The sequence below is a fragment of the Mesorhizobium sp. M4B.F.Ca.ET.089.01.1.1 genome, from assembly GCF_004022605.1.
GTDB classification, from domain to species: domain Bacteria; phylum Pseudomonadota; class Alphaproteobacteria; order Rhizobiales; family Rhizobiaceae; genus Mesorhizobium; species Mesorhizobium abyssinicae.
Genome location: NZ_RZOS01000065.1, coordinates 1 through 19,742, shown reverse-complemented (window position 1 = coordinate 19,742; position 19,742 = coordinate 1). Strand labels below are relative to the sequence as shown.

General features: G+C 63.1%; 15 protein-coding genes. 13 read left to right on the top strand and 2 right to left on the bottom strand.

Translation table 11 applies throughout. The annotated features are described in order from the left end of the window. The 5 genes from EN780_RS09480 to EN780_RS09460 all read left to right on the top strand — a co-directional run. On the top strand, positions 1 to 410 hold a 410-nt coding region (locus tag EN780_RS09480; protein WP_128273355.1), incomplete at its 5' end, for an ROK family protein. Between the two features lie 460 nt (positions 411 to 870). Further along, a complete protein-coding gene (locus EN780_RS09475; protein ID WP_128273353.1) occupies positions 871 to 1,860 on the top strand; it encodes a substrate-binding domain-containing protein in 990 nt (329 codons plus the stop codon). After that, positions 1,857 to 2,861 (top strand): ABC transporter permease, encoded by a 1,005-nt coding sequence (locus tag EN780_RS09470; protein WP_127282944.1) that lies wholly within the window; start codon positions 1,857 to 1,859, stop codon positions 2,859 to 2,861. Before EN780_RS09475 ends, EN780_RS09470 begins: the two co-directional genes overlap by 4 nt. Next, complete coding sequence (locus EN780_RS09465; protein WP_128273351.1) at positions 2,858 to 3,622, top strand: ATP-binding cassette domain-containing protein; 765 nt, start codon at positions 2,858 to 2,860, stop codon at positions 3,620 to 3,622. Before EN780_RS09470 ends, EN780_RS09465 begins: the two co-directional genes overlap by 4 nt. 72 nt (positions 3,623 to 3,694) lie before the next feature. Further along, on the top strand, positions 3,695 to 4,780 hold the full coding sequence (locus EN780_RS09460; RefSeq protein ID WP_128273349.1) for a Gfo/Idh/MocA family oxidoreductase: 1,086 nt from the start codon (positions 3,695 to 3,697) through the stop codon (positions 4,778 to 4,780). 10 nt (positions 4,781 to 4,790) lie between these two features. On the opposite strand, the gene EN780_RS09455 is transcribed toward EN780_RS09460, so the two are convergent. Together EN780_RS09455 and EN780_RS09450 are read right to left on the bottom strand one after the other, a co-directional pair. Further along, positions 4,791 to 5,060, bottom strand: a complete 270-nt coding sequence (locus tag EN780_RS09455; protein WP_128273347.1) for a hypothetical protein — start codon at positions 5,058 to 5,060, stop codon at positions 4,791 to 4,793. Positions 5,061 to 5,165: 105 nt separating this feature from the next. Next, positions 5,166 to 6,083 (bottom strand): LysR family transcriptional regulator, encoded by a 918-nt coding sequence (locus EN780_RS09450; protein ID WP_128273345.1) that lies wholly within the window; start codon positions 6,081 to 6,083, stop codon positions 5,166 to 5,168. Positions 6,084 to 6,192: 109 nt separating this feature from the next. Between EN780_RS09450 and EN780_RS09445 the strand changes: the two genes are divergently transcribed. The 8 genes from EN780_RS09445 (at position 6,193) to EN780_RS09410 (ending at position 19,579) form a co-directional block, all read left to right on the top strand. Further along, complete coding sequence (locus EN780_RS09445) at positions 6,193 to 6,831, top strand: DsbA family protein (protein ID WP_128273343.1); 639 nt, start codon at positions 6,193 to 6,195, stop codon at positions 6,829 to 6,831. A gap of 37 nt (positions 6,832 to 6,868) precedes the next feature. After that, positions 6,869 to 7,477, top strand: coding sequence for an NAD(P)-dependent oxidoreductase (locus EN780_RS09440; RefSeq protein ID WP_128273341.1), 609 nt, complete (start codon positions 6,869 to 6,871; stop codon positions 7,475 to 7,477). A gap of 228 nt (positions 7,478 to 7,705) precedes the next feature. Further along, the gene (locus tag EN780_RS09435) at positions 7,706 to 8,344 is read left to right on the top strand and encodes a response regulator transcription factor (protein WP_128273339.1); all 639 of its coding nucleotides are present in this window, start codon (positions 7,706 to 7,708) and stop codon (positions 8,342 to 8,344) included. Positions 8,345 to 8,705: 361 nt separating this feature from the next. After that, the gene (locus EN780_RS09430; protein ID WP_128273337.1) at positions 8,706 to 11,711 is read left to right on the top strand and encodes a DUF5801 repeats-in-toxin domain-containing protein; all 3,006 of its coding nucleotides are present in this window, start codon (positions 8,706 to 8,708) and stop codon (positions 11,709 to 11,711) included. 132 nt (positions 11,712 to 11,843) lie between these two features. Beyond that, positions 11,844 to 13,610, top strand: coding sequence for a type I secretion system permease/ATPase (locus tag EN780_RS09425; RefSeq protein ID WP_128273357.1), 1,767 nt, complete (start codon positions 11,844 to 11,846; stop codon positions 13,608 to 13,610). A gap of 103 nt (positions 13,611 to 13,713) precedes the next feature. Continuing rightward, a complete protein-coding gene (locus EN780_RS09420; protein WP_128273335.1) occupies positions 13,714 to 15,045 on the top strand; it encodes an HlyD family type I secretion periplasmic adaptor subunit in 1,332 nt (443 codons plus the stop codon). A 336-nt stretch (positions 15,046 to 15,381) separates the two neighbouring features. Further along, positions 15,382 to 17,463, top strand: a complete 2,082-nt coding sequence (locus EN780_RS09415; RefSeq protein ID WP_128273333.1) for a hypothetical protein — start codon at positions 15,382 to 15,384, stop codon at positions 17,461 to 17,463. Between the two features lie 181 nt (positions 17,464 to 17,644). After that, the gene (locus tag EN780_RS09410) at positions 17,645 to 19,579 is read left to right on the top strand and encodes a type I secretion system permease/ATPase (protein ID WP_245499915.1); all 1,935 of its coding nucleotides are present in this window, start codon (positions 17,645 to 17,647) and stop codon (positions 19,577 to 19,579) included. Positions 19,580 to 19,742 lie beyond the last annotated feature (163 nt).

Sequence of the window (19,742 nt, the reverse complement as noted above, 5' to 3'; positions counted from 1 at the left end):
TTGCCAAGGACGGCGACATCTCAGCTCGCCATGTCGTCGAGGCCGCGCGGACGGGCGACGCGACCGCGTGCCGACTGGTCGAGGCGGAAGCCAGATGGCTCGGCATCGGCTTCACCAATCTTCTGCATCTCTATTCGCCGAACCTGATCGTGATGGGCGGCGGCCTCGCCAATGGCTTCGACCTTTTGGCGCCGGGGATCAGGGCGACGGTCGAGGAGCGCGCCATGCCGGCCTACCGCGACGTGCCGATCGTGCCGGCCGAGCTCGGCGATCGCGCCGGCCTGGTCGGCGCGGCCAGCCTGATCCTGTGGGAGGGCGAGCCCGGCACGGCGCTGGCGATGGTGCAGAACGACGAGACCAGGGGCGGCACCGGCGGGCAGGATGAGCCAGCACTGGCGCCGCGGGCCTGAGCAGACCTCTTCTTCGTCATTCCGGGGCGGAGCAGAAGCGAAGCGACGTCGCGGAGACCCTGGATCCACACCGTGACTTTCGAGCGACAGGGCGCTGCAGAATCATACGTTCTGCACCGCTGCGACGCATGCAAGGAGCGGCATGGATCCTCGGGTCTGCGCGTCCGCTTCATTCCCGCTCCGCCCGTGGATGACGAAACAAGAAGGCCAGCCGTCTCCTACCGCACCGCAGCACATTAAACACGCTGCACACCACTTTAATTCTTGACGCGTGTCAAATTTTTCTAAAACATGCGGAAATGCTGGCAGGGCACATCGGCCAGCGCTCTGGGAGGAGCATGCCTGACATGGAAGACACTCTGCACCTCTCCAGCACGAGCGCCCGGGTCGCTTGCGCGCCGTCAGGCATTCCGTTCGCAGAACAACGAACCGCAAACCAAAATTCGGAGGAGGAAGACATATGCGCATGTTGAACTGCCTGACGCTCGGCGCGGGCCTGCTTGCAACGACGCTTGCCGTACCGGCGCATGCCGGAGAAGCGCCGAAAGTCGGGGCGATCGTGAAGGGTCTCGACAATCCGTTCTTCCAGACCATGCAGAAGGGCATCGAGGACCAGGCCAAGGCCGACGGCGTCGGCGTCACCGTGCAGGCCGCCGCCAACATGGGCGACGCGACCGGGCAGGCCGACCGCCTGACCGCCATGGCGATGCAGGATTTCGACTGCTACCTGGTCAACCCGATAAGCGTTTCCAACCTGGTGCAGGCGCTGGTGCCGGTCGCCCAGAAGAAGAAGCCGATCGTCAACATCGACAGCACCATCGACGCCGAACAGGCCAAGGCGGCAGGCTTTGCCATCTCGACCTATATCGGCACCGACAACGTCGCCGCCGGCGCGCTGGCCGGCGAGGAGATGCTGAAGCTGGTGCCGAAAGGTTCCAAGGTGGCGCTGGTCGCCGGTATCGTCGGCGACGTCGGCTCCAACGCGCGCATCAAGGGCTTCAAGCAGGCCGTCGAAGGCAAGCTCGACGTGGTGGTGATGGTGAGCGCCGACTGGGATCGCGAGAAGGCGCTGACCGCGGCCACCGACATCCTGGCCGCGCACCCCGATCTCGCGGGCTTCTTCGCCGCCAACGACGTCATGGCGCTCGGCGTCGAACGCGCCGTGCAGACCTCGGGCAAGGACGTCAAGGTGATCGGCCTCGACGGCATCGTCGACGCGCTGAAATCGATCGCCGCCGGCGAGCTCACCGCCACCGTCGCGCAATATCCCTATGTCGTCGGCGCCATGGGCGTCGAGGCCTGCGCCATTGCCGCCAAGGGCAAGGAACTGCCCGCCAATGTTCCGGCGCCGGTGCTCTTGATCAACAAGGACAATGCGGAAGCGTCGCTGAAGAATTTCCCGGCGCCCGGCGGCGAGTATCCCGATCCCTTCCGCGAGATGTTGAGGTGAGCACACCTGAACAAAGCGCGCCCGCTCGAGTGACGGCGGGCGCGGCGGAGGAGAGCCGTTCCTCCCTGTCGGCTCTCCTCCTGGATCCTTCCTTCTGGGCCGACTGGGCCTCGGTCGTCGGCCTGGTCGGCCTCGTCATCGTCTTCGGCATCGCCCAGCCGGTCTTCCTCAGCGTCGCCAATCTGCAGGCGCTGCTCCTGGCCGCGGCGATCCTGGTGGTGCTGTCGATCGGCCAGACCTTCGTCGTCGCGACCTCCGGCATCGATCTTTCGCTGGCCGCCGCCGTCATGCTCGGCGCCATCATCCTCGGCCTGGTCAACGCCGCCGGCTGGGGCATATTCGCGGCCTGCGTGCTCGCCGTCCTTGCCACCAGCGCGGTGGGTTTCCTCAACGGCGTCCTCATCACCGCCGGGAAAATTCCCGATTTCGTGGTGACGCTGGGCACGCTGTCGGGCATCACCGGCCTCGGCCTCATCCTGTCGGGCGGCGAACCGACGATGGTCGGCTCGACCTTCCTGCTGCGGTTGGCCTCCGGCTCGTTCGGACCGTTCGGCTATCCGGTCTGGGTGGCGATCGCGGCCGTCATCGTCGCCCATATCGCGCTCTATCACACCCGCTTCGGCGTGCATCTGCTGGCCACCGGCGGCCAGGCCGAAAGCGCCTCGGCGCTCGGCATCCGCACCGGCAGGGTGAAGATCGCCGCCTACACGATTTCCGGCTTCTGCGCCGGCATCGCCTCGCTGCTCCTGGTGGCGCGGATCGGCTCGGCCGAGCCGCTGATCAACACCAGCCTGCTCCTCAATTCGGTGGCCGCCGTGGTGCTGGGCGGCGTGAGCCTGTTCGGCGGCCGCGCCAGCATCCTCGGGCCCGCCATCGGCGCGCTGATGCTCACCGCGCTGGTCAACGGGCTGACGCTGCTCAGCGTCTCGGCCTTCTATCAACCGCTCGCCGTGGGCGCCATCGTAGTGCTGGCGGCGCTGATCATGCGGTACCAGAAATGAGTGCCGTCCATCACACCCCCTCGACCGAAGCGATCCTCGCCTGCGACGGCTTAAGCAAGCATTTCGGCGGCATCCGCGCCTTCACCGATGTCGCCTTCCAGGCCCGCCGCGGCGAGGTCACCGCCGTGATCGGCGACAACGGCGCCGGCAAGTCGACGCTGATCCGCTGCCTGGTCGGCGTGCATGCGCCGGACGGCGGCGAGATCTTCTTCGACGGCCGGCCGCATCCCTTCTCCAACCCCGACGAAGCACGCAAGGCAGGCATCGAGACGGTGCACCAGAACCTGGCACTGATCGACGAGCTGACCGTGGCGCAGAACCTCTTCCTCAACCGCGAGATCGTGCGCCGCATCGGCCCGTTCGCGCTGCTCGACCGCAAGGCGATGAAGGCGCAGGCGCGCGCCATGCTGTCGCGCCTGTCGATCAACGTGCCTTCAGTAACGCAGCGCGTGCGGCGCCTGTCGGGCGGGCAAAGACAGGCGATCTCGATCTGCCGCGCCGCCGGCTCCGGCGCCAAGCTCGTCGTCATGGACGAACCGACGGCCGCACTCGGCGTGCAGGAGACGGGCAATGTCGAGGCGCTGATCCGGCGGCTGCGCGAGCAAGAGGTGAGCGTCATCCTGGTCAGCCACAATTTCGATCAGGTGCGGCGCCTCTCAGACCAGATCTGGGTGATGCGGGCCGGGCGGATGGCGGCGACGGTGCGCGCGTCCGAGACCACCGGCAACGAACTGGTGGCGCTGGTCACCGGCGCGGCGTGAGCGCCCGTCATTCGTGACGTCAACTGCCGGCCTCGATGGCCGGCGACAGAATGGAAATGCAAGGAGTTTGCCGTGGCGGTGATCCGTGTCGGACTTGTTGGACTTGGCGAGGTGGCGCAGTCGATCCATTTGCCGGTGCTGGCGGACCAGCGCGACCGCTGGGTAATCGCCGGCATCCATGACGTCTCGCCGAGCCTGGTGTCGCTTGTCACGTCGGAATATCCGACCGCCAAGGCGTTCGAGAGCGCCGAGGCGCTGATCGCCTCGCCCGATATCGACGCGGTGTTCGTGCTGTCGTCCGACGATACGCACAGCCGCTTCGTGCGCGCCGCGATCGCGGCCAACAAGCACATTTTGCTGGAAAAGCCCGCCTGCCTGACGGTGCGCGAGATCGACGAATTGCTGGCGCTGAGCAAGGATTACGGCAAGACCATCTTCGTCGGCTACATGCGCCGCTACGCGCCGGCCTATCTTGCGGCCAGGGAGGAATTGCCAGCCCATGGCGACATCACCCATGTGCGCATCTTCGACCTGATCTCGGAAGGCCGGCATTTTCTCAAGAAGAGCCAGAACGTCCTTTATCCCACCGACATCAATCCGGCGACCCTGGCGCGCGGTGCGAAGGAACGCGACGTGCTGATCCGCGAAGTGGTGGGGCAGGATGCCTCCGCCGACCTGGTGCGCGCCTACCGCGGGCTGACGGCACTCTCCTCGCATCACATCTCGGCAATGCGCGGGCTGCTCGGCGAGCCGAAGCGCGTGGTGGCGGCGCACCACACCAATGGCGGCGCCAACACCAGTGTGACCTTCGACTACGGTCACTTCGCCTGCCTCTATGACGCGGTGGTCGACGATCTCGGCCTGTTCGACGCCATGATTGAGGTGCGCTCGAACACCAGGCGGGTTCGCATCATCTACGACACGCCCTATATCCGCAGCCTGGCGACACGGCTGGAGGTGACGGAAGCCGGTCCGCTCGGTCCGGCGACGAAGGCCTTCGGCCCGCTCTATGGCGACGCCTTCTCCAACGAGCTCGAAATCTTCCACCGCCATATCATGGAGGGCACGAAGCCGCTGACCGACCTCGCGGACTCACGCGCCGATCTCGCGCTGATGGCGGCGATCATTGGCAAGATGAGGGAGAGCGGCGGGAACTGAGGCTGGCCGCCTACTTCCCGCAATGGTGATCGTTGATCTTGTTCAGCGCATTCGCGTCGGGACCAACCCGGTCGTAGGAGCAGGGCCCGGCCGCCGTCGTGAACAATTGCTGGTCATAGTAGTGCGGACCCGCGAACAGGATGTCGATGATATCGCGATGCGCGGGGACGTAGCGGTCGGATTCGGCCCGATGGTCCCGGCTTCCGGCGAAGGCCGAGGCGGCCATGCCGCAAGCCACAGCGAAAACGAGTGCGCGGATCGCAAGGCGTTTCGTCGTCATTCGCATACCCCTCCAAACCGGTTCGAAGTTCCACCATATCCAAAATCGCCAGCCGGACAAAGGTTCCCTGAACTGCTCCCCTGCCCGGGCTGACCAGTCGAGACATCAGTCCGGTTTTGAGCCCCGGGCGCGCTTTCGTTCGGCCGCCGCCAGAAGCTCGACGAAGGCGCGCACCTTGGCCGGCCTGAAGCGCGCCGGCGGAAAGACGGCATGGATGCCGCCGGTGGGCAAGGTCCAGTCGGCGAACATCCGCACCAGGCGCCCCTTGGCGATGTCGTCATCGACGCTGTAGTCCGGAAAGATGCCGAGCCCGATGCCGGCCTGCACGCAGGCATGGACGCCGGGGCTCTTGTCGCAGCTGACGACCGGGTTGAGCTCGGCCAGCACCGTTTCGCCGTCTTTCGAGAACAGCCATTGGCCGATACCGCGGAGCTGGACATTGCCGACCCAGGGCAGCGACCTCGCCTGGCCGGGGACCACATCCGGCGGCAGCCTGGCCGCGAGCTCCGGACTTGCGACGACGACCTGCCGGAAGGTTCCGAGGCGGCGCGCCAGATTGCTGGAATCGGCCAGCCAGCCGGCGCGGATGCCGAGATCGATCTGCTCGTCGACGAGATTGCTGACCGCGTCGTCGAAGATCGTCTCGACCCGCATCCTCGGATATTTCTTGAGATAGGCGGCGATGGTCGGCGCCACGACCTTCTCGCCATAGTCGAGCGACGCCGTCAGCCGCAGCATCCCGGTCGGCTTGTCGGCGCTGCGAGCGATGTCGCCATAGGCGGCTTCCGCCTCGCGCAGGATGATGGCGGCGCGGTCGTAGAACAGCCGCCCCTCCTCCGTCATCGTGACGCGGCGCGTCGTGCGCCGCAGCAGCGTGGCGCCCAGTTCCCGCTCGAGCCTGCCGACCTGATGGCTGACCACCGCCTTGGCGACGTCGAGCCGGTCGGCGGCCGCGGTGAAGGACCCGGTTTCGACAACCGTGGTGAAATAGACGAGCCGGTTAAGGTTCAGAAGTTCGGCCATCGGCAAACCATTGTCTGATCTGATCAGACAGTCTGTACGATTGATCGCTGTTTTTCGCAATTGGGCGAACTGCCATCTAGATCCGTGACAGACACCGGACGAGACGGCCATGAACGATGCGACGCTGACCTATCTTTTCGACCCGCTCTGCGGCTGGTGCTATGGCGCGACGCCGATGCTGGACAGGCTGGAGCAGAGCGGCATCGCGCTCGAGCTCCTGCCGACCGGTCTCTTCTCCGGCGCCGGCGCGCGGCCGCTGGATGCCGGCTTTGCCGCCCATGCCTGGGCGAACGACCAGCGCATCGAGCGGCTGAGCGGACAACGCTTCAGCCAGGCTTATCTCGACAACGTGCTGAACGTTCGCGGCACCCTGCTCGATTCCGGCGCTGCCACTGTCGGCATCGTCGCCGCCGGACTCGAAGACCCGCGCCAGCGGCTGGCGGCGCTGAAGGCGATCCAGCATGCCCGCTATGTCGGCGGACGCGACATCGTGACGGTGGACGGTGTCGCCGCGGTGTTGACCGACGTCGGCATGGCGGACGCGGCGCAGATGCTGAAGGCGCCGACGCCGGCGTTGCTGGCCGCGCACCGCGACCTTGTCGGCCATGGCCGCACGCTGTTCCAGCGCCTGCATGCCAATGGCGTCCCCGCGCTCGCCGTGATCCGCAACGCGGCGCCGCGCTTGATCGGCGCCAACGCGCTGTTCGGCAGCTACGACAATCTCGTCGCCCATATCCAGGCGGCGTGATCCTTCCCAGCCCTCCCCCAAGCAGAAAGGAAATGTCATGAAGATCGCCCTCATCGGCGCGTCCGGCCAGGCCGGCTCGCGCATCCTGAAAGAGCTCTCCGATCGCGGCCACACCATCACCGCAATCGCCCGCAACCCGGACAAGATCGCGAAGCTGCCAGGCGTGACCGCCGTCAAGGGCGACGTCTTCGACAAGGAGGGCCTCGCCGCGCTGATCAAGGGACATGACGCCGTCGTCAGTTCGGTGCATTTCACCGCCAGCGATCCCGACACGCTGATCGCCGCCGCGCGCGCCTCCGGCGTCAAGCGCTACCTTGTCGTCGGCGGCGCCGGCAGCCTCGAGGTCGCGCCGGGCAAGCGCCTGGTCGACACCCCGGAATTTCCGGCCATCTACAAGGCCGAGGCGCAGAAGGGCGGCGACTTCCTCGACACTCTGCGGACCGTCGGCGATCTCGACTGGACCTTCCTGTCGCCGTCGGCGCTGTTCACCGCCGGCGAGCGCACCGGCACGTTCCGCCTCGGCAAGGATACGCTGCTTTCCTCCGACAAGGGCAGCAGCATCTCCTTCGAGGACTACGCAATCGTCATGGCCGACGTGATCGAGACGCCGAGGCACATCCGGCAGCGCTTCACCGTCGGCTACTGATCACCGGGCTTCGATTCCAGCGCTGAAATGGCACGCGGGCGCCGTTGCGACAGTTCGGCGATGCCCGCGGGCCTCCCTTGGCAAGCCGGCGCTGCTTTGCATAGGCCGCAGGTCGCAGTTATAGCCGGAACTATATTAGAGGTTTCTTGACAATACGCTTAACCTCTGGTTTCATTCTTTTCAGGGATTTAGGCAAAGTTCGTTGCGTATTTTACGGACGGTGTTCGCATGTCGACGGTGGTTGTGGCGGACCCGCGGGGGGTGTATCTCGCAGGTCTGGAGTGGGTGTTGCGGAAGGCCGGGCACGATGTTGTCGCCGAGTGCCACCGCGTGGTTGACGTTCTTCCGCATGTGGAACGCCATCGGCCTGATATTGCCATCATCGGCCTGGATTTAGCGGACCCGCAGACGGCCGGTCTTTCCTCCCGCCTGAGAGCCGCCCACCGCGCCCTCGGCGTCATCTTCATCCTGCAGCCAAACGGCGCTCTCGGCGTCAAGGAGATCCAGGCGCTCGACGTTGACGGGCTGGTGCTCGACGGCATCAGCAACCGCTTCCTCGTCGAATGCGTGAACGCGGTGGCGAGCGGCAAGAAGTGGATCGACAACAAGATCGTCCAGCACCTGTTGATGCCGCGGCCGCAATCCCAGCCCACGTCCAGGCTCACGGGGCGCGAGAGCGAAATCGCCGATCTCGTCTCGCGCGGCTTGCGCAACAAGACCATCGCCCAGCGGCTGCATGTGTCCGAAGGCACGGTGAAGATGCACCTTCACCATGTCTACACCAAGCTCAACCTCGGCAGCCGGTCGGAACTGGCCTGGGCGGCGCATGGCAAGGACACCGCCCATCCCGGGTCGGACCTGATCTGATCGGCTGGGACCTGATCCCGGCAGCGGTCTCGGTGTTAAGAATACCCTCCGTTCCCTGATTGCGACCAGCAGGCGCAAGCCTGCGGCAGCCCACGCTATCGAAGGATATATATCGTTCGATCAGGACGGGTATTCACCGAAATACTATCTAAGCGCGAATGGACGCACCCTCTGCAACGGCGACACAATCAAGCTAAGAAGGCCGCAATTCAATGCGCGATCTTCCTTAAATAGGGGCATAGGGGCGTCTTTCCAAAACCAGTAAACGTGGACTCCGCGTGTGTCCGAGCCGTGCGCATAACTGCTGCCGCGGTGAATACGACTTGTGGAATCAGTCAACCATCCGGAAAGGATGAACATCATGGCTACCATCAATATCGTAGACGATCTGGTACTCGACCAGTCCGCCGGTCTCCAAGACGACGACGTCGCGATTTCCGTTGACGCTATCACCGGCGACATCTCCGGTGGTCTTAACGCCGCTTTTCTCACATATCTCAACGGTCTCACACTGTCCGCCGAGCAGTTGGCTTTTGCCGACACCGCGGAGGCCGCGAGCCAGATCGGTCTCGTCACCGTGTCGCCGGCACCCGGCGAAAATGTCGTTGAGCTGGAGTTCGCGCCTCTGACCAACGTGTCGTCCGGTCAGTTTACAGTCGACGGCGACGAAATCTTCCTCACCACGGTCCAGAACGGCAGCGCGGTGGAAGCATGGGCCGACGGCAATCTCGTCGCGGCTTTCTACATCATCCCCAACGTCGACAACACGTCGGCCACGGTTCAGATGATTACTTTCGAGGCGATCGATCACCCGCTCAACCCAGAGCCTGACGACCGGGTGGACTTCAGCGATGTCCTGAAAGTCCGCGCGTTGGTCGAGGCGTCGACACCCATCGGTGACGACATCAACGTTGACGATGACGGCCCGGACGTCAACACCAGCGGGGCCGGCCCGGACCTCACCGTGGACGAGTCGTTCCTTGGCGGTGCCGGTGCTACCACAACCGGCAACTTCCTCGCCAACTTCCCGAACAGCTTCGGGACTGACGGCGCAGGCACACTCACCTTCGCGCTCGGCATCCCCGCGGACGCCACAGACAGCGGGTTTATCGACACGGCATCGCAGGAACACATTTTCCTGTACAAAGAGCTTGACGGTAGTATTACCGGTCGTGTCGGAGACGGTGGTCTTGCTGACGCGAACGGTGCTATCGCGTTCACGGTCAGCGTCAACACCACGACTGCCGTCGTGACGCTCACCCAGAGCCTGGCGATGGTTCACAACGTTCCGGGTAACGGGACCGTCCCGCCCGGCAGCTACGACGAAGCTATCTCGCTGGCGGCGACCCTCGTCACGCTCACCGCGCACAGCGAGGACGCTGACGGGGATGATGATTCCGCCACCCTGAACATCGGCGATAATCTCTTCTTCAAGGACGACGGCCCGAGCATGTCGGCAGGTGGTACAGAGGCTAATGCCACGGTTGACGAATCTGATCTCGCGACCAACGGCACTGCCAACTTCTCGTCAAACTTCAACGGTGCCTATGGTGCTGACGGTGCTGGGACCACCACTTACGCGCTGAGCGTGATCGCGGGCGCTTCCGGCCTGATCGACACGCTGACTGGTCAGCAGGTCAATCTGTCGATCACTGCGGGCGGCGTTGTCGAGGGCCGTACGGCTGTCAGTAATGCGTTGGTGTTCACCGTGACCGTCGATACTGCCGGCATCGTGACGCTCAACCAGGACCGTGCAGTCATACATGATCCCAATAACGGGCCGAACGATACCGCGACGTTATCGGCGGATAATCTGGTCAAGCTGACGGCGACCATCACCGACAAGGACGGCGACCAGGCATCGGCTTTCGTCAACATCGGCCAGAACCTTGTCTTCACGGATGATGCTCCGACGATCACGGCAGCGTTCGACGGTGTTCCCGGGGGCGCCGCGGGAGATCGCGAGACGTTGCACAATGTAGTGTCCCCGCCGGCCGCCGCAGCTACCGGTGTCTTCGGGTACAATATCGGTAACGACATCCCGGACTATAACGGTGCCGATGACATCGCCGGCAACTCCGACGACGAGTCGGACTTCGTGGACGGCAATCTTAACGTGGCTGGGGTGCAGCTTGCTCTCTCCGGTTTTGTCGGTAGCGCGACACCGCCGATCACGGGGTCTAACGGCACCGCGATCTTTGCGAACGCTAACAATGTGCCCGCCGCACCGGCGTACGCCACGCTCGTGTCGGAGGACGCCAACTCTGCGACCTTCAACTTCACGTTCCACTACGACAAGGACCCGATCACGACTGGTATTCAGGACGCCACGGCGGGTGGTCAGCTGATCTTTGACAAGGTCAACGACACCTACTCGATTACCCTGAACGACGTTATCGACGGGTTCGCTTTTGATGTCGTCCACACCAATCAGGACTTCGCTCGGAACCCGAACACTAACGCGGGCCACCCGGAAGTCGTCGTGGCGCAGTTGACGCCGAATGGTGATCCAAACCCGTTCCTCGTGCAGTTCACGAGCAACAATTCGCCGTTTAGCTTCTCGCAGAACGGCGAAGGGTCTACCAATGACACCACGTTTGATGGTGCCAACCACGACATGGCCACCAGTGCCGTCACGACTTGGGTTTCTGCAACCCAAGGCGAGAATGGTGTCGCCGGTGATACGATCCAGAAGGGCGAACTGTTGACGCTCCGGTTCTTCAAAGAGCCGGCAGTTCTCAACGACCCGAACGTCGATGTTGATCCCGTCACACCGGGCATCCAACACGAACGGACCGAGCCGACAACGACAGCTAGCGGTATCGTGCTGAAGTTCGACGGCATCGGCAACTCCGAGGACCTCGTCGTGATCCTTGACTTGGTCGACACCAAGGGCACGGCCTCCACGGCGGACGACACCGAGTCTACCGTCGCCTTGAACATCCAGAACTCGGACTTCCTCAAGGGCGGTGCTGTTGTACCGTCCCCGTACAATACCGAGTTCTCCCTGTCAGGGTATTCGGGTTCCAACAACGACGCGTTGCTCATTATCGAGCAGAACGACTACACTGCCAATGCTAACGTCTTTATTCAGGGCGTGCAGATCATGCAGTCCGCGAATGGTCTGACCGGCACGGGTATCAACTTTGTCAATACGACCGGCGCGGGCGGCGGTAGCTTGGCGGGTGCCCAGCAAACTCTCGACACGACCGACAACGACGTCCTCAAGATCGTGGACATCGGGTTTGTGCAAACCACTTCCGGGACGTTGAACGCCAGCCTTGACTTTGCCGTTCAGCTTGCCGACGCGGACGGCGACGTAACGCCGACCCCGGCGACCCACATTCTCGTGGACGTGGTCGCCTAACTTGACCAGAGGGAGGCGGTTCACGCCGCCTCCCATCTCCATGTGGAGATGATCTCGCGCCCTGCGTAAACCGGCTCAAACCCAGGTGTCAGCCCGCACGGCGTCAACCCCGCAAACAGGGCAGATATGATGATGATGAAAGCCCCACGCCTCTCTGCCCTGCAAGCGGTGATAAAGGAAGCCAGGCGCGCCATAAGACCGCTTGTCTGGTTCAGCGCCGGCATCAACATTCTGATGCTGACCGGCGCGTTCTACATGCTCCAGGTCTATCACCGCGTGTTGGGCAGCCACAGCCTGGAGACGTTGGTGATGCTGTCGCTGATGGCAGCCGCGGCGATCGCCACAATGGCGGGGCTGGAGGTGGTGCGCGCGCGTCTTCTGGCCAAAGTCGGCACGTGGCTGAACGCGCGCCTGGCACCGGTTCTGCTGGCCGCATCGGTAGAATACGCCGCCTCGGCACCCGGTCAGATCAACGCCCGCGCGCTGCGTGACCTCGACCAGGTGCGGAATTTCTTCACCAGCCCGAGCATCTACCCGATCCTCGACGCACCCTGGGCACCGCTCTTCCTGGGCGCCATCTTCCTCATGCATCCTTGGTTGGGCTGGCTGGCAACCTGCGGCGGTATCGTGCTGTTCGCGCTGGCGTTGCTCACCGAGTACCTGACCCGCAAGCCAATGGCGGAAGCCGCAGTCGCCCAGACGCGGGCTTACATGCAGGCCGAGCAAACGATCCGCAACGCCGAAGTCGTCCAGGCCATGGGCATGCTCAATCCCCTGCTCGAGAGCTGGAAGGCCCAGCAGGACGAGGCAAACAGAGGACAATCCCTCGCCAGCAACCGGTCCAGTACCATCTCGGCCCTCGCGCGGGCTTTCCGGCTGGCCCTGCAGATGGCCGTTCTTGGGCTCGGCGCATTTCTGGTGCTGAAAAACGAGGCTTCACCCGGCATCATGATCGCTGCCTCAATCCTGATGGGTCGCGCGCTGGCCCCGGTTGAACAGGCGATCGGCACCTGGAAGGCGACGATCGGGGCACGGTCCGCTTACAAGCGTCTCGCTGCAATGGCCGGTCAGCGACCGGAGGCCACACCGGCGCTGCCGTTGCCGCGTCCAAAGGGTAAGTTTGAGGCCGAGAACATCATGCTCGCCAGGCAGGGCGGCGAACCGATCCTGCGAGGCATCAGCTTCCAACTCAAGGCAGGTGAAGCGATGGCGTTGGTCGGCCCGAGCGCGGCGGGCAAGACCAGCCTGGCGCGAGTGCTGGCCGGCACTTGGCGTCCAACCAGCGGTCGCGCGCTGCTCGACGGCATGAGCGTTGCCGAATGGGCGGCCGAGGACCGGGGTCGACATGTCGGCTACCTGCCACAGGATATCGAACTCTTCGCCGGCACCGTCTCCGAAAACATCTGCCGCTTCGCGACGCTCAATCCGGCAGTCTTCAACAACGTGGTCAAGGCCGCGGAATTGGCTGGCGTCCACGAACTGATCAAGGGGTTGCCAAAGGGCTACGCCACCGAGATCGGTGAAGGTGGTGCGGCACTGTCCGGGGGGCAACGCCAGCGCATTGGACTGGCGCGGGCGCTCTATGGCGACCCGGCGTTCCTTATCCTTGATGAGCCTAACTCCAACCTCGACCACGAGGGCGAGCAAGCGCTGGCTACAGTCATCGGCAGGCTCAAGGCGGCAGGTGCGACCCTGATCTTGATCTCGCATCGGCCGAGCATCTTGGAAACGGTTGACAAGGTGTTGGTGCTCAACCACGGCGCACAAGACCTATTCGGGCCGCGTGACGCCGTTTTCGGTGAACTCGCCAACCGCGCTCGCAGGGTGACCCAGATGCCAAGAGCAACCCCGAAGGTGGTCAACGACGTGCAAGACACCCAAGAGGCAAAGGAAGCATGAACACAATGAGGTCGTGCCGGTCTTGCAGTCTTTGTTGTGAGTTACCTGCCCTCGTTGAGTTCGACAAACCGATGACCATGTTCGGCCCAGTGAGGAATTATCGATGAACGTCGTTCCGCTGCCCGTCCCGCCGCCATCCCTGCTGACACCGGTACCCCTGCGTCTCGCGGGCGTGAAATGGACCGGGTTCGCGATCATGTTCCTGTTCTTCGGCGTGGCCGGGGGCTGGGCGGCGCTGGCACCATTGGACAGCGCCGCAGTGGCACCGGGCGTTATCAAGGTCGCCGGCGACCGCAAGCTCATCCAGCACCTCGAGGGCGGCATCATCGCGCAGTTGAACGCCGCGAACGGCGACATCGTCAAGGCCGGCAAGGTGCTCATCCGGCTCGACGACACACAGGCAACGGCGCAGCTTGACCTGATCCAGAACCGGATAGCGACGCGTGAGGCGCTGGCCGCGCGTCTCAGGGCCGAGCGCGACGGCAAGGCCGAGATCGAGTTCCATGCCGCGTTGCTCGCCAACCCCGCCAGCGCAGCAAGGGACGCGGTGGCCGCACAGCGCGACGTGTTCGCCGCCAAGCATCACAACTTGAAGGACGAGCGGGAAATTCTCAGCCAGCGCCGTCACCAGATCGAGGAAGAGATCACGGGACTGCAGCAGCTTATCGTCACCGAGGACAAACAGATCGAGGCGATCGAGGGTGAGACCAAGGACCTGGAGAGCCTGCTGGCGAAGGGGCTGACCACCCGCGAGCGGAACCTGTCGCTCAAACGACAACAGCGGGAGATCGAGGGCGAGCGCGCTACCAACGTCGCGTCAATCGCTCGTGCCAGAAGCGCCATGGCCGAGATCGACATGCAAATCCTGAACCTCAACACAGTGCGGCTGAACGCGGCCGTCGATGAGCTGAGCAAGGTCGAGGCGGAGCTGTTTGACCTCAGACAGCAGGAGCGCTCCGCCAGGGACGTGCTCACCCGTACCAATGTCGTCGCACCGGTTGACGGCATCGTCATGGACCTGAAGGTCCACACGGCGGGCGGCGTCGTAAAACCCGGCGAGACATTGATGACAGTCGTGCCGCTCGAACAACAACTCGTGGTCGAGGCCATGGTCAGACCCGAGGATGTCGAGACGATCGCCGCCGGACAGCCCGCGCGCGTCAGCTTCCCCGCCTTCGCCCGCTACAACCTGCCGCCTCTCGAGGGCGTCGTGGAGATCGTGTCGGCTGACCGCATGGTGGACGAGCGCAGCGGGGCACCGTATTTCGCCGCGACCGTTTTGATCGACAGAAACGAGCTCGCCAAGCTGGAGGGCCGCAAGCTCTTGCCCGGCATGTCGAGCGAGGCGATGATCCGGACAGGCGCTCGCACCGTGCTTTCCTACCTCGCCGAGCCGATCACGCAGAACTTCCGCCGGGCGATGCGGGAAAAATAGCCGTAGGCCGCCCTTCTCGCGCCTCGACTTACCGAACGATATATATCGTTCGATCGCGGCGGGCATTCACCGAAAAACTATCCAAGCGCGAATGGACGCGTCCTCTGCCTTGGCCGGACAATGAGTCCGAGGGCCGCATTTCAGATCGATCCTCAGCAACTGGGGTTTGCCAGCATCCAAGTCATGGCGGACGGGCAATCGTAGTTTTCGACGCTTCCGGAACTTGCTTACGTTAAGGCGTGTTCTGTTCTGGTTCTCGAATCCACCATTTTCGGCGCGCCCTGACCTAATTCCAACTGACCCTGGAATAACTCGATCACAATTGGGAGGCAGATTATGGCTACTATTAACGGCAATCTCGTTCTCGACGAGCAAATCGGCGTACAGACCGTCACCAATGATAATGATAAAGAACTCGACGCGACGCTGATCAACACGCTCACCACTCTCGGCGTGGCTGATATCAGTGGCGGTACCGACGCCACAACAGGCTTCCCGCAGGTGGCCGTCAACGACGCCCTCCTTGACACAACCGGAGTGACCGATCTGGCGCTATCGATCCCCGATGACGGCACGGCGAGCGGCCTCTCTACCGTCGACGGTGTGGCAATCTTCCTCTACAACGAAGGCGGCATCATTTATGGGCGCGAGGCCGACGCGAATGGTGACGCTGACCCGAACGGCGACCTGGCGTTCGCTGTTGCGCTGGACGAGAGCGACCTGTCCTCGGCGCAAATTTACCTCATTCAATACGAGCCGCTGGGGCACAGCGATCCTCTCAACGTTGACGATGACGACATCCTGTCGTTTGCCGATGGCAAGATCACACTGGATGTATCGACCACCGAGATCGTAACGACGTTTCAGACACTCGACTTCGCGTCGATCCCGTCAGGTAGCCCGCAGGAGACCCTCACGGTTGCGACAACCGATCCCACTGACAATCACAGCGCCAAGTTTGATGGACTCATCTTCCCGGGGACGGTGGCCGATCCAACGACAGTCCCAACCAACCCCGGAACCAATGATGATCTGAACCCCGACGCCATCGGCTTCGGTGTGAAGGGCGGTCAAGCCTCTCAGATGAATCAAAATGAGGGCTTCTTGGTTCAAGACGCGGCCTGGACTTCTGCTGATCAGGATGCGAACGAAATCGGCGGCATCAGGTTCGACATCCAGGCCGTAGGCGGCGTGAAGAAAGTGAACATTGAGTGGTGGGCTGTCGATAATGGAGTAGTAGTTGCTACCGACACCGACACCGTAAACTTACCTTCCGGCAGCGCCGTCTATGAGAATTATACCATCGAAACGGCCGATAGCGTCGACCAAATCTACGTTCGATTTTACTACGACACAAAGGTAAGCACCTCCGGCGTACGCGTTGAGAACCTCGAAGTCGCGTTCCCATCATCGTCCGAGGTGACGGTCGTCAACCACGAGGATCTCGGGACGCACCTGGTGTTCGAGGACGCCGGGCCGACGTTCACCGACATCACTGGTGATACCTCGCCGTTCCAGGTCGGATTGGCCGCCGGTCAACAGGACACAGGGACGTTCGACCTTACTGCCGGAGCCGATGGCTCACACGTTATCATCACCGAATACACCGATCTCGGAGGCGATGACATCACGGAGATCCTCACCAACGACGGAACCACGCTGACTTACCACGACGTGGCCACCGATACGGACCTCTACCAACTGAACGTGACGGACACGGGGTACACCTTCGACGTGCTCTTCACACCCCACGGTGAGCAGTCCGACCTCAACTTCAATGCGGTCAAGTCGGGCGGTCCTCAGGAGACCTTGACGGTACCCACGGTGGACAACACCGGCAGCATCGTCTTTGACGGTCTTATCTTCAACACTCACCCCGCAGCGGACGCGACCAAGGATGCTTTTACGCCGTTCAACACGGCTCCACTGGGAGGCCCGACTGTAGCTGCTGACGATCTTAACCCCGATGCGGTTGGATTCGGGGTGAAAGGCGGTCAGGCTTCGCAGATTAATAACAACGAGGGCTTCACCTTCCATACTGCGGACGGTTCTGATATCAACAATCTAACCTTTGCGGTCGCAGGAATTGGAAACATCAATGCCATCACTGTAGAATCGTGGCTTTACGACAATGCCGGTAATCTGATCGATCACAATATCGACAACGTTACTGGCTTGCGCTCGGGTAATCAGACCGTGACCATCAACGACGATGGTGGTCAAGCCTTCGACACGGCCTACGTTCAGTTCACGGTCCCCGGTGCCAACTCGGGTGTCCGCATTCTCGACTTCTCGACGAGCATCGAGGCTCCGGTTCCCGATCAACAGATCGACTTCACGCTGGCAAACACCGATCTCGACGGGGATACTGCTACGCAACCACTGAGCATCGTCGCAAGCCAGGACTTCATTGTTTAATGGTGTCCTCGTACACCTGCAAAGAACTTCAACGCCTGGCGATCCGGTCCCCCTTGGGGGACCGGTCGTCCACGAGACATCAAGGCCCTGGACTAAAACTAGGCGACGAGCAAAGCGGCGGCTTGCACACTTACGATGCTGTGGACGACGCTCCGATGTCATCCCGCACAGAGAAATAATGATGAAAGCCAACCAACAGCCCCCTGCCCTGCAAGTGGTGATGAAAGAGGCCAGGCGCGCAATCCGGCCGCTGATCTGGTTCAGCGCCGGCATCAACACTCTGATGCTGACCGGGGCGCTTTACATGCTTCAAGTCTACCACCGGGTGTTGACCAGCCATAGCCTGGAGACGTTGGTGATGCTGTCGCTGATGGCGGCAGGGGCACTCGCGACGATGGCGGGGCTGGAGGTGGTGCGCGGGCGCCTGCTGGCCAAAGTCGGAGCGTGGATGAACGCGCGGCTGGCACCGGTTCTGCTGACCGCATCGGTGGAACATTCCGCCTCGGCGCCCGGTCAGGCAAATGCCCGTCCGCTGCGCGACCTTGATCAAATACGGAACTTCTTCACTAGCCCGAGCATCTTCCCGATCCTCGACGCGCCCTGGGCGCCGCTGTTTTTCGCCGCCATATTCCTCATGCATCCCTGGCTGGGCTGGTTGGCGCTGGTCGGCGGGATCGTGCTGTTTGCGCTGGCCTTGCTCAACGAATACCTCACACGCAAGCCGTTGACCGAGGCCGCAAGCGCACAGTCGCGGGCCTACGTGCAGGCCGAGGCGGCGATCCGCAACGCCGAGGTCGTGCAGGCGATGGGCATGCTGAAGCCGCTGCTGGAAAGCTGGAAGGCACAGCAGGACGAGGCAAACCTGGGACAAGTCCTGGCCGCCAACCGCGGTGGCATCATCGCCGCCATCGCGCGTTGCCACCGACTGGCCCTGCAGATGGCGATACTCGGCCTTGGCGCCTATCTGGTGGTTCGCAACGAGGCCTCGCCCGGCATCATGATCGCCGCCTCGATCCTGATGGGTCGCGCTCTGTCGCCGGTCGAGCAGGCGATCGGCACATGGAAGGCGACGGTCGGGGCGCGTGCCGCCTACCGGCGCCTCACCGCCGTCGCCGGACAGCACCCGGAGGCGACGCCGGTGCTGCCGCTGCCAAGACCGAAAGGCAGGTTCGAGGCCGACAACCTCGTGCTCGCCCGCCAGGGTGGAGAGCCCATCCTGAAAGGGATCAACTTCCGGCTCAATCCGGGCGAGGCGATGGCGCTGATCGGCCCGAGCGCGGCCGGCAAGACGAGCCTGGCGCGAATACTGGCGGGTGCCTGGCGTCCATCCGGGGGGCGTGCGTTGCTGGATGGCATGGACGTTGCCCAATGGGCGGCGGAAGACCGCGGCCATTATGTCGGTTACCTGCCGCAGGACATCGAGCTCTTTGCCGGTACCGTCTCCGAAAACATCTGCCGCTTCACGGGGCTCAACCCAGCGGTCTTCGACAAGGTGGTCAAGGCGGCGCAGTTGGCTGGCGTTCACGAACTGATCAAAGGGCTGCCGAAGGGTTATGCCACCGAGATCGGCGAATCCGGCGCGGTGCTGTCAGGTGGGCAGCGCCAACGCATCGGGTTGGCGCGGGCACTCTACGGCGACCCGGCGCTGCTGATCCTGGACGAGCCCAATTCGAACCTCGACCGCGAGGGTGAGGAGGCATTGATCGCAGCCCTCAGCGCGGTCAAGGCGGCCGGTACGACCATTATCGTGATCGCGCACCGGCAGAACATCATTGAAAAGGTTGACAAGATATTGGTCCTCAACCGGGGCCAGCAAGACCTCTACGGTCCACGTGACTATGTCTTCAACGAACTGGCCGCGCGCATCCGCGCGGTGAGTCCGATGCCGGCTGTAGCGGCAAATCAGGCCGTAGCGGCGAATCAGGCAATACCCGCGAACCAGGCTATTGCGGCGAACCAGGCTATAGCAGCGAACCAAGACAGCGCCCCTGCCCCAACGCGCCGGTACGCGACACGAAAATTGCGGCCGAGCCTCAACCTTGTTGCCGCCCGGCAGGATCTACCGCCAAAGCCAGGAAGCGTTCAAGGAGGCGATGCAGGCGCTGCACAATCATGAAGACGAGACCAGACATGAACGTCGTGCCGTTGCCGCTCCCGCCACCCTCCCGACTGGAACCGGTACCCCTGCGTCTAACCGGTGTGACATGCACTGGGTTTGCTATCATGTTCCTGTTCTTCGGCGTGGCCGGGGGCTGGGCGGCATTGGCGCCGTTGGACAG